Genomic DNA, 18,220 nt, shown 5'->3' on the forward strand with positions numbered 1-18,220 from the left:
CTTATTGCCCCTTATTGCGCCTGCCAGAGAATGACAGCCGCCGTTACCAGCAAGTTGATCAGCGTCAGCGGCAGGCAGATTTTCCAGCCGAAGGACATTACCTGGTCATAACGCGGACGCGGTAACGACGCACGAATCAAAATGAACATCATCATAAAGAACGCGGTTTTCAGCGCGAACCAGATGAATGGCGGTAACAACGGGCCTTGCCAGCCACCGAAGAACAGCGTCACCATCAATGCAGAGATGGTCACAATCCCGATGTACTCACCCACGAAGAACAGACCGAACTTCATACCGGAATATTCAATGTGGTAACCATCCGCCAGTTCCTGCTCGGCTTCCGGCTGGTCAAACGGGTGACGGTGACATACCGCCACGCCCGCGATGGCAAAGGTAATAAAACCAAAGAATTGCGGGATAACGTTCCACACATGCGCCTGGCTGTTGACGATGTCGGTCATGTTGAATGAACCGGCCTGCGCCACCACGCCCATCAGGGAAAGCCCGAGGAACACTTCGTAGCTCAGGGTCTGCGCAGAAGCACGCATCGCACCCAGCAACGAGTATTTGTTGTTACTTGACCAGCCCGCAAACAGCACCGCGTAAACCGCCAGACCTGCCATCATCAGGAAGAACAAAATCCCGATGTTCAGGTCGGCAACCACCCAACCCGGACTGACTGGCACAATCGCAAAGGCCAGCAGCAGCGAGGTAAAGGCAATCATCGGTGCCAGGGTAAAGATGACGCGATCCGAGAATTTCGGGATCCAGTCTTCTTTAAAGAACATTTTGATCATGTCCGCAACCAGCTGGAGCGAACCGCCCCAGCCAACACGGTTAGGTCCGTAACGGTTCTGGAACAGACCCAGCAGGCGACGTTCGCCAAAGCTCATGAATGCCCCGCAGGTGACAACCACCAGCAGGATCACCACCGCTTTGAGGATGGTCAGCAGGATCTCAATCAGTTCCGGTGATATCCAACTCATTGTTGTGCCTCCTTGAGATCCTCAAGATGCGCGCCAGCCAGCACCGGAGCAATACCGGACATACCCATCGGCAAGCCCACCTGCCCTGCCGTCAGCCCTTCAGCGATTTCAACCGGCAGCGTGACCGTGTTGCCATCGTAACTAAAGGAGACGTGTGTACCTGCGTTCACACCTAACTTCGCGGCATCCGCTGGGTTGAGTTTGATGTACGGCTGCGGCATACGGCTCTGGAAGACCGGAGCACGCTGTGACAATTCATCGCTGCCAAACAGGTGGTAATACGGCGCGATACGCCATTTCCCGTCCTGCGGCTGGAAGCGTGCCGGTACGCTGGTGAAGTAATCCAGACCATTTTCGCTGGTTTCAAACAGACGCACGCCCGGATCGCCAAAGCGCAGTTTGCCGCCCACTTCGTCCTGGAATTTGTTCCACGCCTGCGGGGAGTTCCAGCCCGGCGCCCAGGCAAACGGCACTTGCGAACGGTGCGCAGTCGGCTGGTTGTTACCTTCCATCGAGAAGGTGAACATGGTGTCAATATCCTGCGGCTGACGCGGCTCATGAACGCTGATATTGGCGCGCATGGCGGTACGACCGCTGTAACGGTGCGGTTCACGGGCCAGTTTCTGCCCACGAATACGGAATGTCGCATCCGGCGCAGCATCTTTGATACCTGCCAGTTCCGGGATTTTCGCCACAACAGCGTCAATCACATGGTCGAGCTGCGTCCAGTCCACTTCACGGCTCAGCAGGGTGCTGTGCAGCGAGTGTAACCAGCGCCAGCTTTCCAGCATGACAGTTTTGCTGTCGTAATAAGCAGGATCGTAAACCTGGAAGAAACGTTGGGCGCGGCCTTCGTTGTTGATCACCGTACCGTCGCTTTCAGCAAAGCTGGCAGCAGAAAGTACCAGATGGGCGTTTTCCATAATCGCTGTGCGTTGATGATCAACCACCATCACCAGCGGCGCTTTAGCCAGCGCAGCATTCACGCGGGTAGCGGAAGCGTGACGATGCAGATCGTTTTCCAGCACCACCACCGCGTCGGCGCGTCCGGTTTCCAGTTCGGTCAACGCTTCTTCAAGCGAACCGCCACCCATAATGCCCAGCCCCATGCTGTTGACGGAACGGGCAATCATGGTGATACCAACGTCAGCGCCGCGACCTTTCAGGGCTTTCGCGACGTTAGCCGCAGCCTGAATCACCTCTATGCTACCGGCGTTCGTCCCGGAGATAATCAACGGTTTCTTCGCACCTGCCAGTGCCTGCACGATGACGTCGATTTTGCTTTGCAGCTCAGGTTCGATACCGTCAACCGCTGGCGCAGAGTTATCCAGCGCATGGGCGATGGCAAAACCTAAACGCGCCTGATCTTCAACCGGTGCGCGGTAAGTCCACGCCGCGATATCATCCAGACGGGTGTCATCAACGTTGGTAACAAACAGCGGATGCTTCGCACGTTGACCGATGTTGAGGATTGCCGCAATCTGCCAGTCAGCCACTTTCTGTGCTGCCGCCATTTCGCGCGCTTTACCTTTCACAGCCTGACGCACTGCCAGCGCGACGCGCGCGCCGGTCTGGGTAACGTCTTCGCCCAGCACCAGTACCGCATCGTAAGATTCGATTTCGCGCAGAGCCGGAGTATAAATGCCGCCTTCACGCAGCACTTTCAGCGCCAGTTGCAGACGTTCCTGCTCACCGTGAGCGATACCGGTGTAGAAGTTTTCTTCGCCCACCAGTTCACGCAGCGCAAAGTTGCTTTCCACGCTGGCACGCGGAGAACCAATACCGATCACTTTCTTCGACTGACGCAGAATATCTGCCGCGCCCTGCATTGCCTGTTCGGCGTTGAGGGTAATGAAATCATCGCCACGACGCTGTACTGGTTGACGCGGACGATCTTTCAGGTTGACGTAACCGTAACCGAAACGACCACGGTCGCAGAGGAAGTAGTGGTTTACCGTACCGTTGTAACGGTTTTCGATACGACGCAGTTCGCCGTAACGTTCACCGGGGCTGATGTTACAGCCGATGGAACATTGCTGGCAGATGCTCGGCGCAAACTGCATATCCCATTTACGGTTGTAACGCTCGGAGTGCGTTTTGTCGGTAAATACGCCGGTCGGGCAAATTTCGACCAGGTTACCGGAAAATTCGCTTTCCAGCGTGCCGTCTTCCGGGCGACCGAAGTAGACGTTGTCGTGCGCACCGTAAACGCCCAGATCCGTACCGTCAGCGTAATCTTTGTAGTAACGCACGCAGCGGTAGCAGGCGATGCAGCGGTTCATTTCGTGAGAGATGAATGGCCCCAAATCCTGATTACGGTGGGTACGTTTGGTGAAACGGTAGCGACGGAAGCTGTGTCCGGTCATCACGGTCATATCCTGAAGATGGCAGTTACCGCCTTCTTCACATACCGGACAGTCGTGCGGGTGGTTGGTCATTAACCACTCGACCACACTTTCACGGAACTGTTTCGCTTCTTCGTCGTCAATGGAAATAAAGGTGCCATCGGAAGCCGGTGTCATACAGGACATCACCAGGCGACCACGCGTGTCTTCCGCGTTTTGGTATTGCTTCACCGCACACTGGCGGCAAGCACCGACGCTTCCCAGCGCCGGATGCCAGCAAAAGTAAGGAATATCAAGGCCCAGAGACAGACAAGCTTCCAGCAGGTTGTCCGCTCCGTTGACCTCGTATTCTTTGCCGTCTACATGAATTGTAGCCATTAGCATGCTTCCAGTTTTCTCGGTCAGGGACCGAGCGTTAATCGAAATTCGGTTACCAGCGCTCTTTCAGCAGGTTCGGCTGAATCCCATTAATCAAATGGGTATTGCTGAACGGCTGTTTGATTCCCGCCTCAAATTCTTCGCGGAAATATTTGATGGCGCTCTGTAACGGCTCCACTGCACCAGGTGCGTGGGCACAGAAAGTTTTACCCGGGCCTAAGAATCGACACAGTTGCTCAAGTGTTTCGATATCGCCCGGCTGACCTTCACCACGCTCCAGCGCACGCAGAATTTTCACGCTCCACGGCAGACCGTCGCGGCACGGCGTACACCAGCCGCAGGACTCACGGGCGAAAAACTCTTCCAGGTTACGCACCAGCGACACCATGTTGATCTCATGGTCAACCGCCATCGCCAGCGCCGTACCCAGACGGCTTCCCGCTTTACCGATACTTTCGAATTCCATCGGCAGGTCAAGGTGCGCTTCGGTCAGGAAGTCGGTGCCCGCGCCGCCTGGCTGCCAGGCTTTGAATTTCAGACCGTCACGCATACCACCGGCGTAATCTTCGAGGATCTCGCGCGCGGTAGTACCAAACGGCAGTTCCCACAGTCCCGGATTTTTCACCCGACCGGAGAAGCCCATCAGCTTGGTGCCAGCATCTTTACTTTTCGAGATGTTCTGATACCACTCCACGCCGTTAGCGAGGATCGCCGGAACGTTACACAGGGTTTCGACGTTGTTGACACAGGTCGGTTTGCCCCATACGCCGGAGGTTGCCGGGAAGGGGGGTTTCGAGCGTGGGTTAGCACGACGCCCTTCCAGGGAGTTGATTAACGCTGTTTCTTCCCCGCAGATGTAGCGCCCTGCCCCGGTATGGACGAACAGTTCGAAGTCGAAACCTGTTCCCATAATGTTTTTGCCAAGCAAGCCCGCTTCAGTGGCTTCGGCAATGGCGCGGCGCAGATTTACTGCCGCTTCGATATATTCGCCACGCAGGAAGATGTAGCCACGGTAAGCTTTCAGCGCAAACGCGGAGATGAGCATACCTTCCACCAGCAGGTGCGGCAGTTGCTCCATCAGCAGGCGGTCTTTATAGGTGCCTGGCTCCATTTCATCGGCGTTACACAGCAGGTAACGGATGTTCATGGATTCGTCTTTCGGCATCAGGCTCCATTTCAGGCCGGTAGAAAAGCCCGCGCCACCGCGCCCTTTCAGACCAGCGTCTTTTACCTGATTAACGATTTCGTCCGGAGACAGCCCGGTCAGCGCCTTACGCGCGCCTTCGTAACCGTTTTTGCTGCGATATTCGTCCAGCCACACTGGCTGTTTGTCATCGCGCAGACGCCAGGTCAGCGGATGCGTTTCGGGAGTACGGATAATGTTTTTCATTTATACCGCTCCAGCAGTTCAGGGATCGCTTCCGGGGTCAGATGCGCGTGAGTATCCTCATCGATCATCATGTTTGGCCCTTTATCACAGTTCCCCAGGCAGCAAGTTGGCAGCAGCGTAAAGCGACCGTCAAATGTCGTTTGCCCTGGTTTGATGTTTAGCTTTTTCTCGAGCGCCGCCTGAATACCCTGGTAACCGTTGATATGACAGACCACGCTGTCGCAATAACGGATCACATGGCGACCAACCGGCTGGCGGAAGATCTGACTGTAGAACGTTGCCACACCTTCGACGTCGCTTGCCGGAATACCCAGCACATCGGCGATCGCGTGGATCGCACCATCCGGCACCCAGCCACGCTGCTTCTGAACGATTTTCAGCGCTTCAATGGACGCCGCACGCGGGTCTTCGTAGTGGTGCATCTCGTGCTCAATCGCTTCACGCTCTGCCGCACTCAGCTCAAAAGCCTCGGTTTGTGGTTGTTGATTCTCGTGCATAATTAGCGGTCCACATCTGACATAACAAAATCGATACTGCCCAGATAAACAATCAGGTCAGACACCAGGCTGCCGCGGATCGCCGCCGGAATTTGCTGCAAATGCGCATAACTCGGCGTGCGGATACGAGTGCGATAACTCATGGTGCTACCGTCGCTGGTCAGGTAGTAACTGTTGATCCCCTTGGTCGCCTCAATCATCTGGAAAGATTCATTGGCAGGCATCACCGGCCCCCACGACACTTGCAGGAAGTGGGTGATCAGGGTTTCGATATGTTGCAGCGTGCGCTCTTTCGGCGGCGGCGTGGTCAGCGGGTGATCCGCTTTGAACGGGCCTTCCGGCATGTTGTTGAGGCACTGCTCAAGAATGCGCAGACTCTGGCGCAGCTCTTCCACTTTCAGCATTACGCGGGTGTAGCAGTCAGAAACACCACCACCAACCGGGATTTCAAAGTCGAAGTTTTCATAGCCAGAATAAGGACGCGCCTTACGCACGTCGAAGTCGATCCCGGTAGCACGCAGGCCCGCGCCAGTGGTGCCCCACTCCAGCGCCTCTTTCGCGCCATAGGCGGCAACGCCCTGGGAACGACCTTTCAGAATGGTATTTTGCAGCGCCGCTTTCTCGTAAGACGCCAGACGTTTCGGCATCCAGTCGAGGAACTCACGCAGCAGGCGATCCCAGCCGCGCGGCAGGTCGTGCGCTACGCCGCCAATACGGAACCACGCCGGGTGCATACGGAAACCCGTGATCGCTTCCACCAGATCGTAAATTTTCTGACGATCGGTAAAGGCGAAGAACACGGGCGTCATTGCGCCGACGTCCTGAATAAAGGTCGAGATGTACAGCAGGTGGCTGTTGATACGGAACAGTTCGGAGAGCATAACGCGAATGACGTTAACGCGATCCGGCACGGTGATCCCGGCCAGTTTCTCTACCGCCAGCACGTAAGGCATTTCGTTAACGCAGCCGCCGAGGTATTCAATACGGTCGGTATACGGAATGTAGCTGTGCCAGGACTGGCGCTCGCCCATTTTCTCCGCACCACGGTGGTGGTAGCCGATGTCTGGTACGCAGTCGACAATCTCTTCGCCGTCGAGTTGTAAAACGATACGGAAAGCCCCGTGCGCCGACGGGTGGTTCGGACCGAGGTTGAGGAACATGAAGTCCTCGTTTTCGGTGCCGCGCTTCATCCCCCACTCTTCCGGTTTGAAGGTCAGGGCTTCCATCTCCAGATCCTGTTTGGCTTTGGTCAGCTCAAACGGCGAGAATTCGGTAGCGCGCGCCGGGTAATCTTTACGCAGCGGGTGACCTTTCCAGGTTTGCGGCATCATGATGCGGCGCAGGTTCGGGTGACCGTCGAAAGTAATGCCAAACAGATCCCAGGTTTCACGCTCATACCAGTTAGCGTTCGGGAACAGTTTGGTGAAGGTCGGTACGTGCAGGTCGTTTTCTGCCAGCGCCACCTTCAGCATGATGTCGCGGTTACGATCGATAGAAATCAGATGGTAGAAAACGGAAAAATCCGCGGCAGGTAACCCTTCGCGGTGTGTGCGCAGACGTTCGTCCATGCCGTGTAAGTCAAACAGCATGACGTAAGGTTTCGGCAGTTTCTTTAAGAAATCGCCAACTTCCAGTAATTGTTCACGCTTGATCCACACAACGGGAACCCCGGTGCGAGTCGCCTGAACAGTAAAGGCATCCGGCCCAAAACGGTTGCGCAGTTCGCCAATTACCGGATCATCAAGATGATCGCGGGTCTGCCAGGCGGGTTCTTGCGCGGTTAAGTCGGTCATATTGTTCACCATTGCAAATGGTCCGTGGTGACTGTCGGCGCAGTAAGCTTCGCGAAATAGATTTAGGAATAAGCGAAGAAAAATCCCTTTGCCGACAGGCGCAAATTAAATCTCGTCAGGTGTACGCAGGTTGGTTACGGCAATACGTTCACCGCGCTTGCGTTCGCGCTCTGATTGCATATTGGCGCGATAAACGCCCTGATCGCCAACCACCCAGGAGAGCGGACGACGTTCTTTGCCGATAGATTCCTGCAACAGCATCAGTGCCTGCATGTACGCTTCAGGACGCGGCGGGCAGCCCGGGATATACACATCAACCGGGATGAATTTATCGACGCCCTGCACAACGGAATAAATATCGTACATACCACCAGAGTTGGCACAGGCACCCATTGAGATAACCCATTTTGGTTCCAGCATCTGGTCATACAGACGCTGAATAACCGGTGCCATTTTGGTAAAGCAGGTTCCTGCAACCACCATCAGGTCAGCCTGACGCGGCGAAGCACGCAATACTTCTGCGCCAAAACGCGCCACGTCATGCACCGCGGTAAACGAAGTCACCATCTCAACGTAACAGCAGGAAAGACCGAAGTTATACGGCCAAATTGAGTTTTTACGACCCCAGTTAACCATGTCATTGAGCTTGCCCATAAACACGTTTTTGTTAACTTCTTGCTCCAGAGGGTCGGTTACGATCTCCTGCTTTTGCAGGGGGTAACGGTCGTTCTCACCGTTGGGATCTATGCGGGTGAGCGTATAATCCATCTTAATGCCTCGCGGTTAGCGTTGACGATTAGCGATACTGTTCGTTTCCGGGTTCATACGCTCGCGGCGTGAACGCGCGGGCGTCCAGTCCAGCGCGCCAATACGCACCAGATAAACCAGACCTGCCAGTAACACAAAAATAAAAATTGCAGCTTCCACAAAGCCTACCCAGCCGCTTTCGCGGATAGAGGTTGACCATGCGAACAGATACAGCGCTTCAACGTCGAAGATAACGAAGAACATGGCCACCAGATAAAACTTGGCGGACAGGCGTAAGCGGGCGGAGCCGACCGAGTCGATACCGGATTCAAACGGCACGTTTTTCGACCTCGCGCGTGCGCGACCGCCTAAAAACCAACCGCCTACCAGCATCAGGCAACACAGGCCAATGGCAACGATAAGAAAGATAGCGAATGCCCAGTGATGAGCGATGACTTCAGTGGATGTTGACATACTCATTGCTTACTCATCAAAAGTAGCGCCAGATTCACTGCTCTTCACGGCAGATGGACGCCACATCGATTCATGGGGAGGAATAAAAAAAACCTTACAATCACTGTAGAAATTCTTTTATACAGCTAATTGATGTGGTCTTTTACTCCTTTCTATAACCTTTTGTCAACTTTAACAAAAGTTTCTTCACATTAGTTTACATAATATCAACACCATTAGCATTTAATGCCCTTTCACCCCAGATCCTTGACGACTCCAGGATAATTAGATGTTGTTGAATCGTGTCCGTTGTGAAGCAATGGAAAAAATACGGGTCTATTTTGACAGGAATTTGTGTCGATTCCTCCCCCCAAAAGAGAGTATTTTCTTGATCTGTGACACGCTTTTGTCATTCCATAACAAAAACGCAGCAACAAATTTACGTATTTTTTAACATCATTGTAGCAGGTGATTTTTTTCAGGCGATTATTTGTGCGTTCGGGACGTGAATCTCTGGTGATTGAAAAATGAACAGTTTTGTACGTTCTGTACTATGCGAGGAAGGATTTTTACTAAAAAAAAGCCGCTGGGGTTTAAAACACCCCCAGCGGCTCGTTTTTTACACTATTGTCTCAGGAATTATCTATCGTCCGTCGATTACTCGATATCCCTTTCAATCAACAATGAATCATCCCCTTCCGGAGCAGACATTGGGCTGTATTGCCACGGATTATGGTAGCTCTCCATCGCCTGATAGATCACCTGGGCCAGCTCATTATTACTGGACGGGTCATAGCACAGCAAATATTCGGTATCAGGTAGCGGCGGTAAGCCATCTACTCCACTCAGCACACGCAGGTCCGGGCTCATCATCTCAACCGGCCTTGCCGTCACGCCAAGACCGGCTTTCACTGCCGCACGAACGGCCGGAAGCGTCGAGGCGACATAAGCCAGTCGCCATGGAATATCTGCTTTATTAAGCGTCGCCAGCACCATATCGCGAAACGGACTTGGATCATCCAGCAATACAAGAGGGATCGGCTCGCCTTTTTGCAATACGTATTCCGCTGCGCAGTACCAGTGTGTTGGCGAGGTTCGCAGGTTCAATGCCTTAAACGCTGAAGGACGATGGGTGGTTACCATCAAATCCACTTCCTGGGATTCCAGCATTTCTGCCATATAGGCATTACGTTTAACGCGGACATCCAGCGCTAATTTCGGATAAACCGAACTCACGCGATTTAACAGGAAAGGTAAGATCGTATCGGCAGATTCATCTGAAGCACCGATAGTTAACACGCCCTGAAGATTACTGAACATTAATGATGAGCAGGCCTCATCATTAAAACGCAGGATTTTCCTGGCGTAACCAAGAAGTTGAATGCCATGTTCAGTTAACAGTTTGTTGCGACCGTGACGAGCGAACAGTTCTTTCCCAACGAGTTGTTCCAGACGCTGCATTTGCTGACTTACGGCGGACTGAGTACGACACACAGCGGCAGCTGCGGCAGCAAAAGTGTTCAGATCGGCAACAGCAACAAATGTTCTCAGCAGATCGAGGTCGAGGTTAATTATCGGACGATTTGCAGTTATCATATATTATCACTTACTGGCGGCTCATACTGAGCTGGTTAATGCTGTGCACACACAAACAAGCAATTCCATTTGTAATGTGCCTCCCTGGCAGTTTCATCCGGAACCCGGACGAAAGTAAAAATGCATATGAGTTGCACTAAAAAAGCGACTCACATTGTTCCGTTATAATGCCTGAAGTAGATCACAGAATATATCTTCAGGGATCGCATATCTATTAAGTTACTCACTCTTTTCTATTTATGACATGCGCGTGTTTGTATAAATGTAAATGTGAGTCCTTGTTCCACTCTCGTGCAGCATCGCTGGTCATACGCGAACACGTACAAACAGCAATGGTGAGGCGGCATCAAGAGCAGGGATCCGTCATTTATGCGAGCATTTTACCCCAAAAACCTTTTATTTATAAGGGTCATTGCGAATTATCTGATGCAAAGTTATGTTATGTTAGGCAAAGTAATCTTCTATTATTAATAAGCACATCAAAACCTTTTTGAATATTAAATAATAATTAATTAGCATCATCCTCATTCATTAATTCCGCTTAACAATAGTTTCACACCTTGCCCCCATTACGACACCTCGGAAATCATCACGCTGTTAAACTCTCCGTAATGCGGAAATATCATCATCGCGTTTCATTAGTGAATTCTTAAATGAGGCATTTTCACACAATTATCTTACAGATAAAAAAACCAGACTTACAATTAAGAATCAGAACAATTCACTATATAACATTGCATGTAAAGCATATACACCTCATTATTTTGTCATTATTAAGTTATTAACAGCACAATCGAGCCTTCCCCTCTGGCAAAATCTTATTCTGCAGACCTTCAAAACACCGTCCTGGGGGAGTACATTGTTCTAAGCTGACTTCCACGGCAGGGAGTGGCGATAACAGCAAAAAAGGTCAAGATTCATGTCCCCCATTGAAAAATCCAGCAAATTAGAGAATGTCTGTTATGACATCCGTGGTCCGGTGCTGAAAGAAGCAAAACGCCTGGAAGAAGAAGGTAACAAGGTACTGAAACTGAACATCGGCAACCCAGCCCCGTTCGGTTTTGACGCGCCAGATGAAATCCTCGTTGACGTGATACGCAACCTGCCTACCGCTCAAGGGTATTGCGATTCCAAAGGTCTTTACTCCGCGCGTAAAGCCATCATGCAGCACTACCAGGCTCGTGGCATGCGTGATGTTACCGTGGAAGATATTTACATCGGCAATGGTGTATCGGAGCTTATCGTTCAGGCAATGCAGGCATTGCTGAACAGCGGGGACGAAATGTTGGTTCCTGCACCAGATTACCCACTATGGACCGCGGCGGTTTCGCTTTCCAGCGGTAAAGCGGTGCATTATCTTTGCGATGAATCCTCTGACTGGTTCCCAGACCTCGATGATATTCGCGCTAAAATTACGCCTCGTACGCGTGGGATCGTTATTATCAACCCAAATAACCCAACCGGCGCGGTATATTCCAAAGAGCTTTTAATGGAGATTGTGGAGATTGCACGTCAGCATAATCTCATTATCTTCGCCGATGAAATTTATGACAAAATTCTTTACGACGACGCTGAGCATCACTCAATTGCGCCGCTGGCACCTGACCTGCTGACCATTACCTTTAACGGACTGTCGAAAACGTACCGCGTTGCAGGCTTCCGTCAGGGGTGGATGGTGTTGAACGGGCCGAAAAAACACGCCAAAGGCTACATCGAAGGTCTGGAAATGCTGGCTTCAATGCGCCTGTGTGCTAACGTTCCTGCGCAACACGCCATTCAGACCGCGCTGGGTGGTTATCAGAGCATCAGTGAATTTATTACCCCTGGCGGTCGTCTTTATGAGCAGCGTAACCGCGCGTGGGAACTGATCAACGATATTCCGGGCGTTTCCTGCGTGAAACCTCGTGGTGCGCTGTATATGTTCCCGAAAATCGACGCCAAACGCTTTAACATTCACGACGATCAGAAAATGGTGCTGGATTTCCTGTTGCAGGAAAAAGTTCTGTTGGTGCAAGGGACGGCATTCAACTGGCCGTGGCCGGATCACTTCCGCATTGTCACGCTACCGCGTGTCGATGATATCGAGCTGTCTTTGAGCAAGTTCGCGCGTTTCCTTTCTGGTTATCATCAGCTGTAATCTTAATTTCACTGCCGGAGATTGCATCCGGCAGCGTTATCCCGCCACAATGACCTGATGATGTCATCATACGTAAGGTCACTATGAAACAGAGCCATTTTTTTGCCCATCTCTCCCGCCTGAAACTCATTAACCGCTGGCCGCTAATGCGCAACGTGCTGACGGAAAATGTGTCCGAACACAGTTTGCAGGTAGCGATGGTCGCCCATGCGCTGGCAGCTATCAAAAATCGAAAATTTGGCGGTAATGTCAACGCCGAACGTATCGCTTTACTGGCGATGTACCACGATGCCTCAGAAGTGCTCACCGGCGATCTCCCTACTCCGGTGAAATACTTCAATTCGCAAATCGCTCAGGAGTACAAGGCTATTGAAAAAATCGCTCAGCAAAAACTGGTCGATATGGTTCCGGAAGAGCTGCGGGATATCTTTGCGCCGTTAATTGACGAGCATGCATATAGCGATGAAGAAAAATCGCTGGTGAAACAGGCAGATGCACTGTGTGCATATCTGAAATGTCTGGAAGAACTCGCGGCCGGAAATAATGAATTCTTGCTGGCAAAAACGCGACTGGAAGCGACGCTTGAATCGCGTCGCAGCCAGGAGATGGACTACTTCATGGAAGTATTTGTTCCCAGCTTCCATCTTTCGCTCGATGAGATTAGCCAGGATTCACCGCTGTAAGCAGCCGGAGTCTGCGTCGCATCAGGCAATAAGCGCCGGATGCGACATCAGGCTCTTGTCAAAACGGAAACAGCATCGGGATCATCACCACACAAACCGCCATCACAATAATGGTGAACGGTACCCCCAACTTCACAAAGTCACTGAAGCTGTAATTTCCCGGACCTAAAACCAGTGTGTTAACAGGTGAAGAAACCGGTGTCATAAAGGCGGCGGATGCTGCCATCGCCACGACCATCGCGAATGGATAAGGCGACACCCCCATCGTTTTGGCAGCAGCCAGCGCAATCGGAGCCATCAACACCGCCGTCGCGGTATTAGAGATAAATAGCCCAATAACCGCCGACAAGACAAACAAACAACCCAGCATCATATGTGGCCCGTAACCACCGCCAATGTCCATCAGCCCTTTCACCGCCAGCGCGACACCTCCCGTTTTCTGTAATGCCACAGCAAACGGCATCATCCCAACGATCAAAATAATGCTCGGCCAGTGAATGGATTTATAGGCGCTTTCAGCATCTATACAGCGGAATTTCCCCATCAGCAGGCAGGCGATGATAGCGGCAACAGGATTAGGAATTTCATCTGTCAGCATTAACGCCACCATTAGCACCAGACAGAAAATGGCATGGGGTGCCTGGCTGTGCGCGGGCGATGCTTCACTCACCTCTTCCGGTAAGTTCAGCGCTACGAAGTCGCGGCCCTGTTTGGCCAGCATACCGATCAGTTTCCAGTTACCCACAACCAGGATGATATCGCCCAGCAGCAGAGGCTCATCCGCCAGCGAACCTTCCAGCGCCACGCCATTGCGCTTTAGCCCCACCACATTCAGTCCGTAGCGGGTACGAAAACCAATTTCGCGCACCGATTTACCAATCAGTTCTGACTCAGGAATTAATGAAATCTCTGCCATGCCCACATCAAGGGCCTGGTCAGAAAAATACTCGCCGCGCAGTACCATCGGCTCCAGCAATTGCTCACTACAAAATTGCCGGAGATCGACATCAGCCGCAGACATATCAATAAGCAAAACGTCACGCGCGCGAAATTCAGAAACCCCATTAACGTTCACGATAACGCGACGAAAACGCCGCCAGCGTTCAACACCGATGACGTTAGCGCCATAACGCTCACGTAATTTGAGATCATCCAGCCGTTGACCAATCATTGGCGATCCGGGGCGAATAGCCAGACGTCGCGCACGCCCGGTCAGTCGATATTCACGGATAAGATCGCGAAAGGTTCGACGCGTCCAGCCTTCGCGCTGCGGGGTCTGGGTATCCCCTTTCAGCATGAAACGCATCACTAACATATACAAAATACCCAGCACCAGCACGACCAGGCCAATAGGTGTTACGCTAAAGAAACTGAAGCCGTGATAGCCTTCACGCAGCAATTCACTGTTGACTACCAGGTTCGGCGGCGTCGCCACCAGCGTCATCATGCCGCTTATCAGCCCGGCAAAACTCAACGGCATCATCAGACGTGACGGCGAAGTTTGCATACGCATGGCAACGCTTAACACCACGGGAATAAAGATAGCGACAACGCCGGTTGAACTCATAAACGCGCCAAGCCCCGCGACGGTCAGCATCAACAAAACCAACATTTTGATTTCACTGTTGCCCGCAACTTTGACCAGCCATGTTCCCATTACGGTGGCAACACCGGTACGGACCAAACCATCGCCAATAATAAACAAGGCGGCAATCAGGACAACGTTAGGATCAGAAAAGCCGGAAAATACTTCGGGGACTGTCAGCGTTCCGCTTAATGCAAACGCGACAATAACAAACAAAGCGACCGCATCCATACGCACTCTGCCCGTCGCAAACAAGACAATGGCAACGGCCAGTAATGAAAGAACCCAAATCAATTCACCGTTCACAACTTATCCTTGTTAATTGAGGGAGATGTCTTGATTCTGCCATAAAAAAGCCCCGACGAGACGGGGCTAAATCATGATCAGGTGTTTCACTGAATAATAACATCGCCATTTGGCTGTTTGGTCACAGTAATTTGCTCCAGACTGTGGAGGACCAAATCGACCTCATTCAGGCGCGGGGTATCTGCCGGAGCGTTAACCGCAATGACATGGCAACCCGCCGCCAGGCCAGAAAGCACGCCAGCGGGAGCATCTTCCACCACCACACACTCCTGCGGCGCAAGCCCCAGCAGCTGCGCACCTAACAGATACGCATCAGGTTCTGGTTTTCCGCGCTTCACTCGCTCAGCGGTTACAAACACCTCTGGTGCGGGAAGCCCAGCTATTTTATGGCGCGCTCGCGCTACCGGCATGGAGCCAGAAGTCACAATGGCCCACGGAATACCTGCTTTATTCAAATGATTGAGTAAGGCGATTGCCCCCGGAAGCGCGGTAATACCTTCGGTTTCCGTGGCCTCGATGTGCTCCAGACGCGTAAACTCGGCGGCAATATCAGCCTCGGATTTGCCCGCCATAAAATGGCGCAAAGAGGTGATCGCCTGTTTACCGTGAATGAAAGCCAGCACCTCTTCCGGCGCTAACCCATGACGTCTGGCCCAGTTGCTCCACGCCCGTTCTACCGCAGGCAGGGAATCCACCAGCGTTCCATCAAGATCAAACAGAAAACCTTTGCACCGCACGCGGGCCTCCTCAGGCGTTGATAATTTGATTAATTTCGTTGGCGCTCAAATGGTACTGACGCGGGCAGGCATGCCACACATTAAGCATGCGCTGATATTTTTCCCACATTGGCGTCTGGGCGTTAAAACCGTGAGTTCCGGCGTCAAAATGGGTATAGCGCCCTTCCACATTAACCATAAAGCGGACATAACCGAGGTAACGTGCTTCAGTGGCGGCGTCAAAGCCGAGGAAGGTGACACGACGTTCATCGATGGATTGCTGGTCCTGCAAATTAGACCAGGAAACATGCAACGCATGATACATCTCCATAATGTCGATGATAGTGCGGCAGGTTTCTTCTTTCAGCTCGCCAAACTCGCGATCCAATTCACGCATCTGTAATCCGTAACCACGCTCAATAATTGTTTGCAGGCGACGGTAACGTTCAGCATTTGCCGGATCGAGCATAGTCATCATCTTGTACTGATTAGACAAAATAAGACGTTGCGCGTTGGTCATTTCCATTGTTGACTCCTGTATCACTCTACTACGGTGAAAAAAAAGAAGGCTGAGTATGCCTTCTTTTATATGCGTAATCAGGGGTCAATTACAAATCATCAAGGAAAGTTTTATCCAGTTGTTTGAAGGCGCGCTTAAGCGTGTCAGCTAATGCCTGGTAATCAGGCTTGCCTTCAACGGGTGCCAACACCTGTCCAGACTCCTGCAATTTACCGCGAACTTCATAAAACCAGTTGAGGATAGCAGGGGGTAATGGCGTTACAGAACGCTTGCCCAGCCACCATAATCCCTGCATGGGTAAACTTAAGGCGAACAGCGCAGTGGCAACTGCCGGCCCAAGCTGACCGCCCAGGGCAATCTGCCAGCAGAGAGTAAATACGGCGATCGGCGGCATAAAACGGATCGCATAACGCGTCATCTTGATAACGCGATTTTCGACAAAGACCGGGGCAAGGCGTTTTTCCAGCGGCCACGTCTTTGAGTAATGCTGTCCCCGGCGAAACAAGCTAAAAAAATTAACAGAACGATTATCCGGCGTTGACATGCTTCACCTCAACTTCACATATAAAGATTCAAAAATTTGTGCAAATTCACAACTCAGCGGGACAACGTTCAAAACATTTTGTCTTCCATACCCACTATCAGGTATCCTTTAGCAGCCTGAAGGCCTAAGTAGTACATATTCATTGAGTCGTCAAATTCATATACATTATGCCATTGGCTGAAAATTACGCAAAATGGCATAGACTCAAGATATTTCTTCCATCATGCAAAAAAAATTTGCAGTGCATGATGTTAATCATAAATGTCGGTGTCATCATGCGCTACGCTCTATGGCTCCCTGACGTTTTTTTAGCCACGTATCAATTATAGGTACTTCCATGTCGAGTAAGTTAGTACTGGTTCTGAACTGCGGTAGTTCTTCACTGAAATTTGCCATCATCGATGCAGTAAATGGTGAAGAGTACCTTTCTGGTTTAGCCGAATGTTTCCACCTGCCCGAAGCACGTATCAAATGGAAAATGGACGGCAATAAACAGGAAGCGGCTTTAGGTGCAGGCGCCGCTCACAGCGAAGCGCTCAACTTTATCGTTAATACTATTCTGGCACAAAAACCAGAACTGTCTGCGCAGCTGACTGCTATCGGTCACCGTATCGTACACGGCGGCGAAAAGTATACCAGCTCCGTAGTGATCGATGAGTCTGTTATTCAGGGTATCAAAGATGCAGCTTCTTTTGCACCGCTGCACAACCCGGCTCACCTGATCGGTATCGAAGAAGCTCTGAAATCTTTCCCACAGCTGAAAGACAAAAACGTTGCTGTATTTGACACCGCGTTCCACCAGACTATGCCGGAAGAGTCTTACCTCTACGCCCTGCCGTACAACCTGTACAAAGAGCACGGCATCCGTCGTTACGGCGCGCACGGCACCAGCCACTTCTATGTAACCCAGGAAGCGGCAAAAATGCTGAACAAACCGGTAGAAGAACTGAACATCATCACCTGCCACCTGGGCAACGGTGGTTCCGTTTCTGCTATCCGCAACGGTAAATGCGTTGACACCTCTATGGGCCTGACCCCGCTGGAAGGTCTGGTCATGGGTACCCGTTCTGGTGATATCGATCCGGCGATCATCTTCCACCTGCACGACACCCTGGGCATGAGCGTTGACGCAATCAACAAACTGCTGACCAAAGAGTCTGGCCTGCTGGGTCTGACCGAAGTGACCAGCGACTGCCGCTATGTTGAAGACAACTACGCGACGAAAGAAGACGCGAAGCGCGCAATGGACGTTTACTGCCACCGCCTGGCGAAATACATCGGTGCCTACACTGCGCTGATGGATGGTCGTCTGGACGCTGTTGTATTCACTGGTGGTATCGGTGAAAATGCCGCGATGGTTCGTGAACTGTCTCTGGGCAAACTGGGCGTGCTGGGCTTTGAAGTTGATCATGAACGCAACCTGGCTGCACGTTTCGGCAAATCTGGTTTCATCAACAAAGAAGGTACCCGTCCTGCGGTGGTTATCCCAACCAACGAAGAACTGGTTATCGCGCAAGACGCGAGCCGCCTGACTGCCTGAT

15 protein-coding genes are annotated in these 18,220 nt (G+C 51.9%); 3 read left to right on the forward strand and 12 right to left on the reverse strand.

All coding sequences use genetic code 11. The features are described 5' to 3' along the window. Positions 1-11: 11 nt before the first annotated feature. The 8 genes from nuoH to lrhA all read right to left on the reverse strand — a co-directional run bounded on the left by nuoH (position 12) and on the right by lrhA (position 10,188). Entirely contained in the window at positions 12-989 is a 978-nt protein-coding gene (gene nuoH, locus FTE26_RS17460; RefSeq protein WP_000118507.1) for an NADH-quinone oxidoreductase subunit NuoH, read from the reverse strand. Beyond that, a complete protein-coding gene (gene nuoG, locus FTE26_RS17465; RefSeq protein ID WP_001297084.1) occupies positions 986-3,712 on the reverse strand; it encodes an NADH-quinone oxidoreductase subunit NuoG in 2,727 nt (908 codons plus the stop codon). Before nuoG ends, nuoH begins: the two co-directional genes overlap by 4 nt. A 52-nt stretch (positions 3,713-3,764) precedes the next feature. Continuing rightward, the gene (gene nuoF / locus FTE26_RS17470; protein WP_000789502.1) at positions 3,765-5,102 is read right to left on the reverse strand and encodes an NADH-quinone oxidoreductase subunit NuoF; all 1,338 of its coding nucleotides are present in this window, start codon (positions 5,100-5,102) and stop codon (positions 3,765-3,767) included. After that, entirely contained in the window at positions 5,099-5,599 is a 501-nt protein-coding gene (nuoE, locus tag FTE26_RS17475) for an NADH-quinone oxidoreductase subunit NuoE (RefSeq protein WP_000545042.1), read from the reverse strand. Before nuoE ends, nuoF begins: the two co-directional genes overlap by 4 nt. A gap of 2 nt (positions 5,600-5,601) precedes the next feature. Continuing rightward, on the reverse strand, positions 5,602-7,404 hold the full coding sequence (gene nuoC / locus FTE26_RS17480) for an NADH-quinone oxidoreductase subunit C/D (protein ID WP_000247878.1): 1,803 nt from the start codon (positions 7,402-7,404) through the stop codon (positions 5,602-5,604). A gap of 93 nt (positions 7,405-7,497) precedes the next feature. Further along, complete coding sequence (gene nuoB, locus FTE26_RS17485; protein ID WP_000386733.1) at positions 7,498-8,160, reverse strand: NADH-quinone oxidoreductase subunit NuoB; 663 nt, start codon at positions 8,158-8,160, stop codon at positions 7,498-7,500. A gap of 15 nt (positions 8,161-8,175) precedes the next feature. Continuing rightward, positions 8,176-8,619, reverse strand: coding sequence for an NADH-quinone oxidoreductase subunit NuoA (gene nuoA / locus FTE26_RS17490; RefSeq protein WP_000062997.1), 444 nt, complete (start codon positions 8,617-8,619; stop codon positions 8,176-8,178). A gap of 630 nt (positions 8,620-9,249) precedes the next feature. After that, positions 9,250-10,188, reverse strand: coding sequence for a transcriptional regulator LrhA (gene lrhA, locus FTE26_RS17495; RefSeq protein ID WP_000626991.1), 939 nt, complete (start codon positions 10,186-10,188; stop codon positions 9,250-9,252). 919 nt (positions 10,189-11,107) lie between these two features. Between lrhA and alaA the strand changes: the two genes are divergently transcribed. Then, the gene (alaA, locus tag FTE26_RS17500; RefSeq protein ID WP_000074527.1) at positions 11,108-12,325 is read left to right on the forward strand and encodes an alanine transaminase AlaA; all 1,218 of its coding nucleotides are present in this window, start codon (positions 11,108-11,110) and stop codon (positions 12,323-12,325) included. An 83-nt stretch (positions 12,326-12,408) separates the two neighbouring features. After that, positions 12,409-13,008, forward strand: coding sequence for a 5'-deoxynucleotidase (gene yfbR / locus FTE26_RS17505; protein ID WP_000813848.1), 600 nt, complete (start codon positions 12,409-12,411; stop codon positions 13,006-13,008). 58 nt (positions 13,009-13,066) lie between these two features. Here the strand turns inward: yfbR and FTE26_RS17510 are convergent, their stop codons facing one another. The 4 genes from FTE26_RS17510 to yfbV all read right to left on the reverse strand — a co-directional run bounded on the left by FTE26_RS17510 (position 13,067) and on the right by yfbV (position 16,679). Then, the gene (locus tag FTE26_RS17510; RefSeq protein WP_001012899.1) at positions 13,067-14,899 is read right to left on the reverse strand and encodes an SLC13 family permease; all 1,833 of its coding nucleotides are present in this window, start codon (positions 14,897-14,899) and stop codon (positions 13,067-13,069) included. A gap of 86 nt (positions 14,900-14,985) precedes the next feature. Further along, positions 14,986-15,636 (reverse strand): hexitol phosphatase HxpA, encoded by a 651-nt coding sequence (hxpA, locus tag FTE26_RS17515; protein ID WP_001203389.1) that lies wholly within the window; start codon positions 15,634-15,636, stop codon positions 14,986-14,988. A gap of 10 nt (positions 15,637-15,646) precedes the next feature. Beyond that, positions 15,647-16,141: a YfbU family protein gene (locus FTE26_RS17520; protein WP_000426124.1), complete on the reverse strand. Its 495-nt coding sequence runs from the start codon at positions 16,139-16,141 to the stop codon at positions 15,647-15,649. A gap of 82 nt (positions 16,142-16,223) precedes the next feature. Then, positions 16,224-16,679 carry a terminus macrodomain insulation protein YfbV gene (gene yfbV / locus FTE26_RS17525; protein ID WP_000106627.1) on the reverse strand — a complete coding sequence of 152 codons (456 nt, stop codon included), beginning with the start codon at positions 16,677-16,679 and terminating at the stop codon, positions 16,224-16,226. Between the two features lie 337 nt (positions 16,680-17,016). Here yfbV and ackA point away from each other — a divergent pair, with 337 nt between their 5' ends. Next, entirely contained in the window at positions 17,017-18,219 is a 1,203-nt protein-coding gene (ackA, locus tag FTE26_RS17530) for an acetate kinase (RefSeq protein WP_000095707.1), read from the forward strand. Position 18,220 lies beyond the last annotated feature (1 nt).

The organism is Escherichia sp. S10b (genome assembly GCF_028421345.1).
Lineage (GTDB): Bacteria > Pseudomonadota > Gammaproteobacteria > Enterobacterales > Enterobacteriaceae > ECMA0423.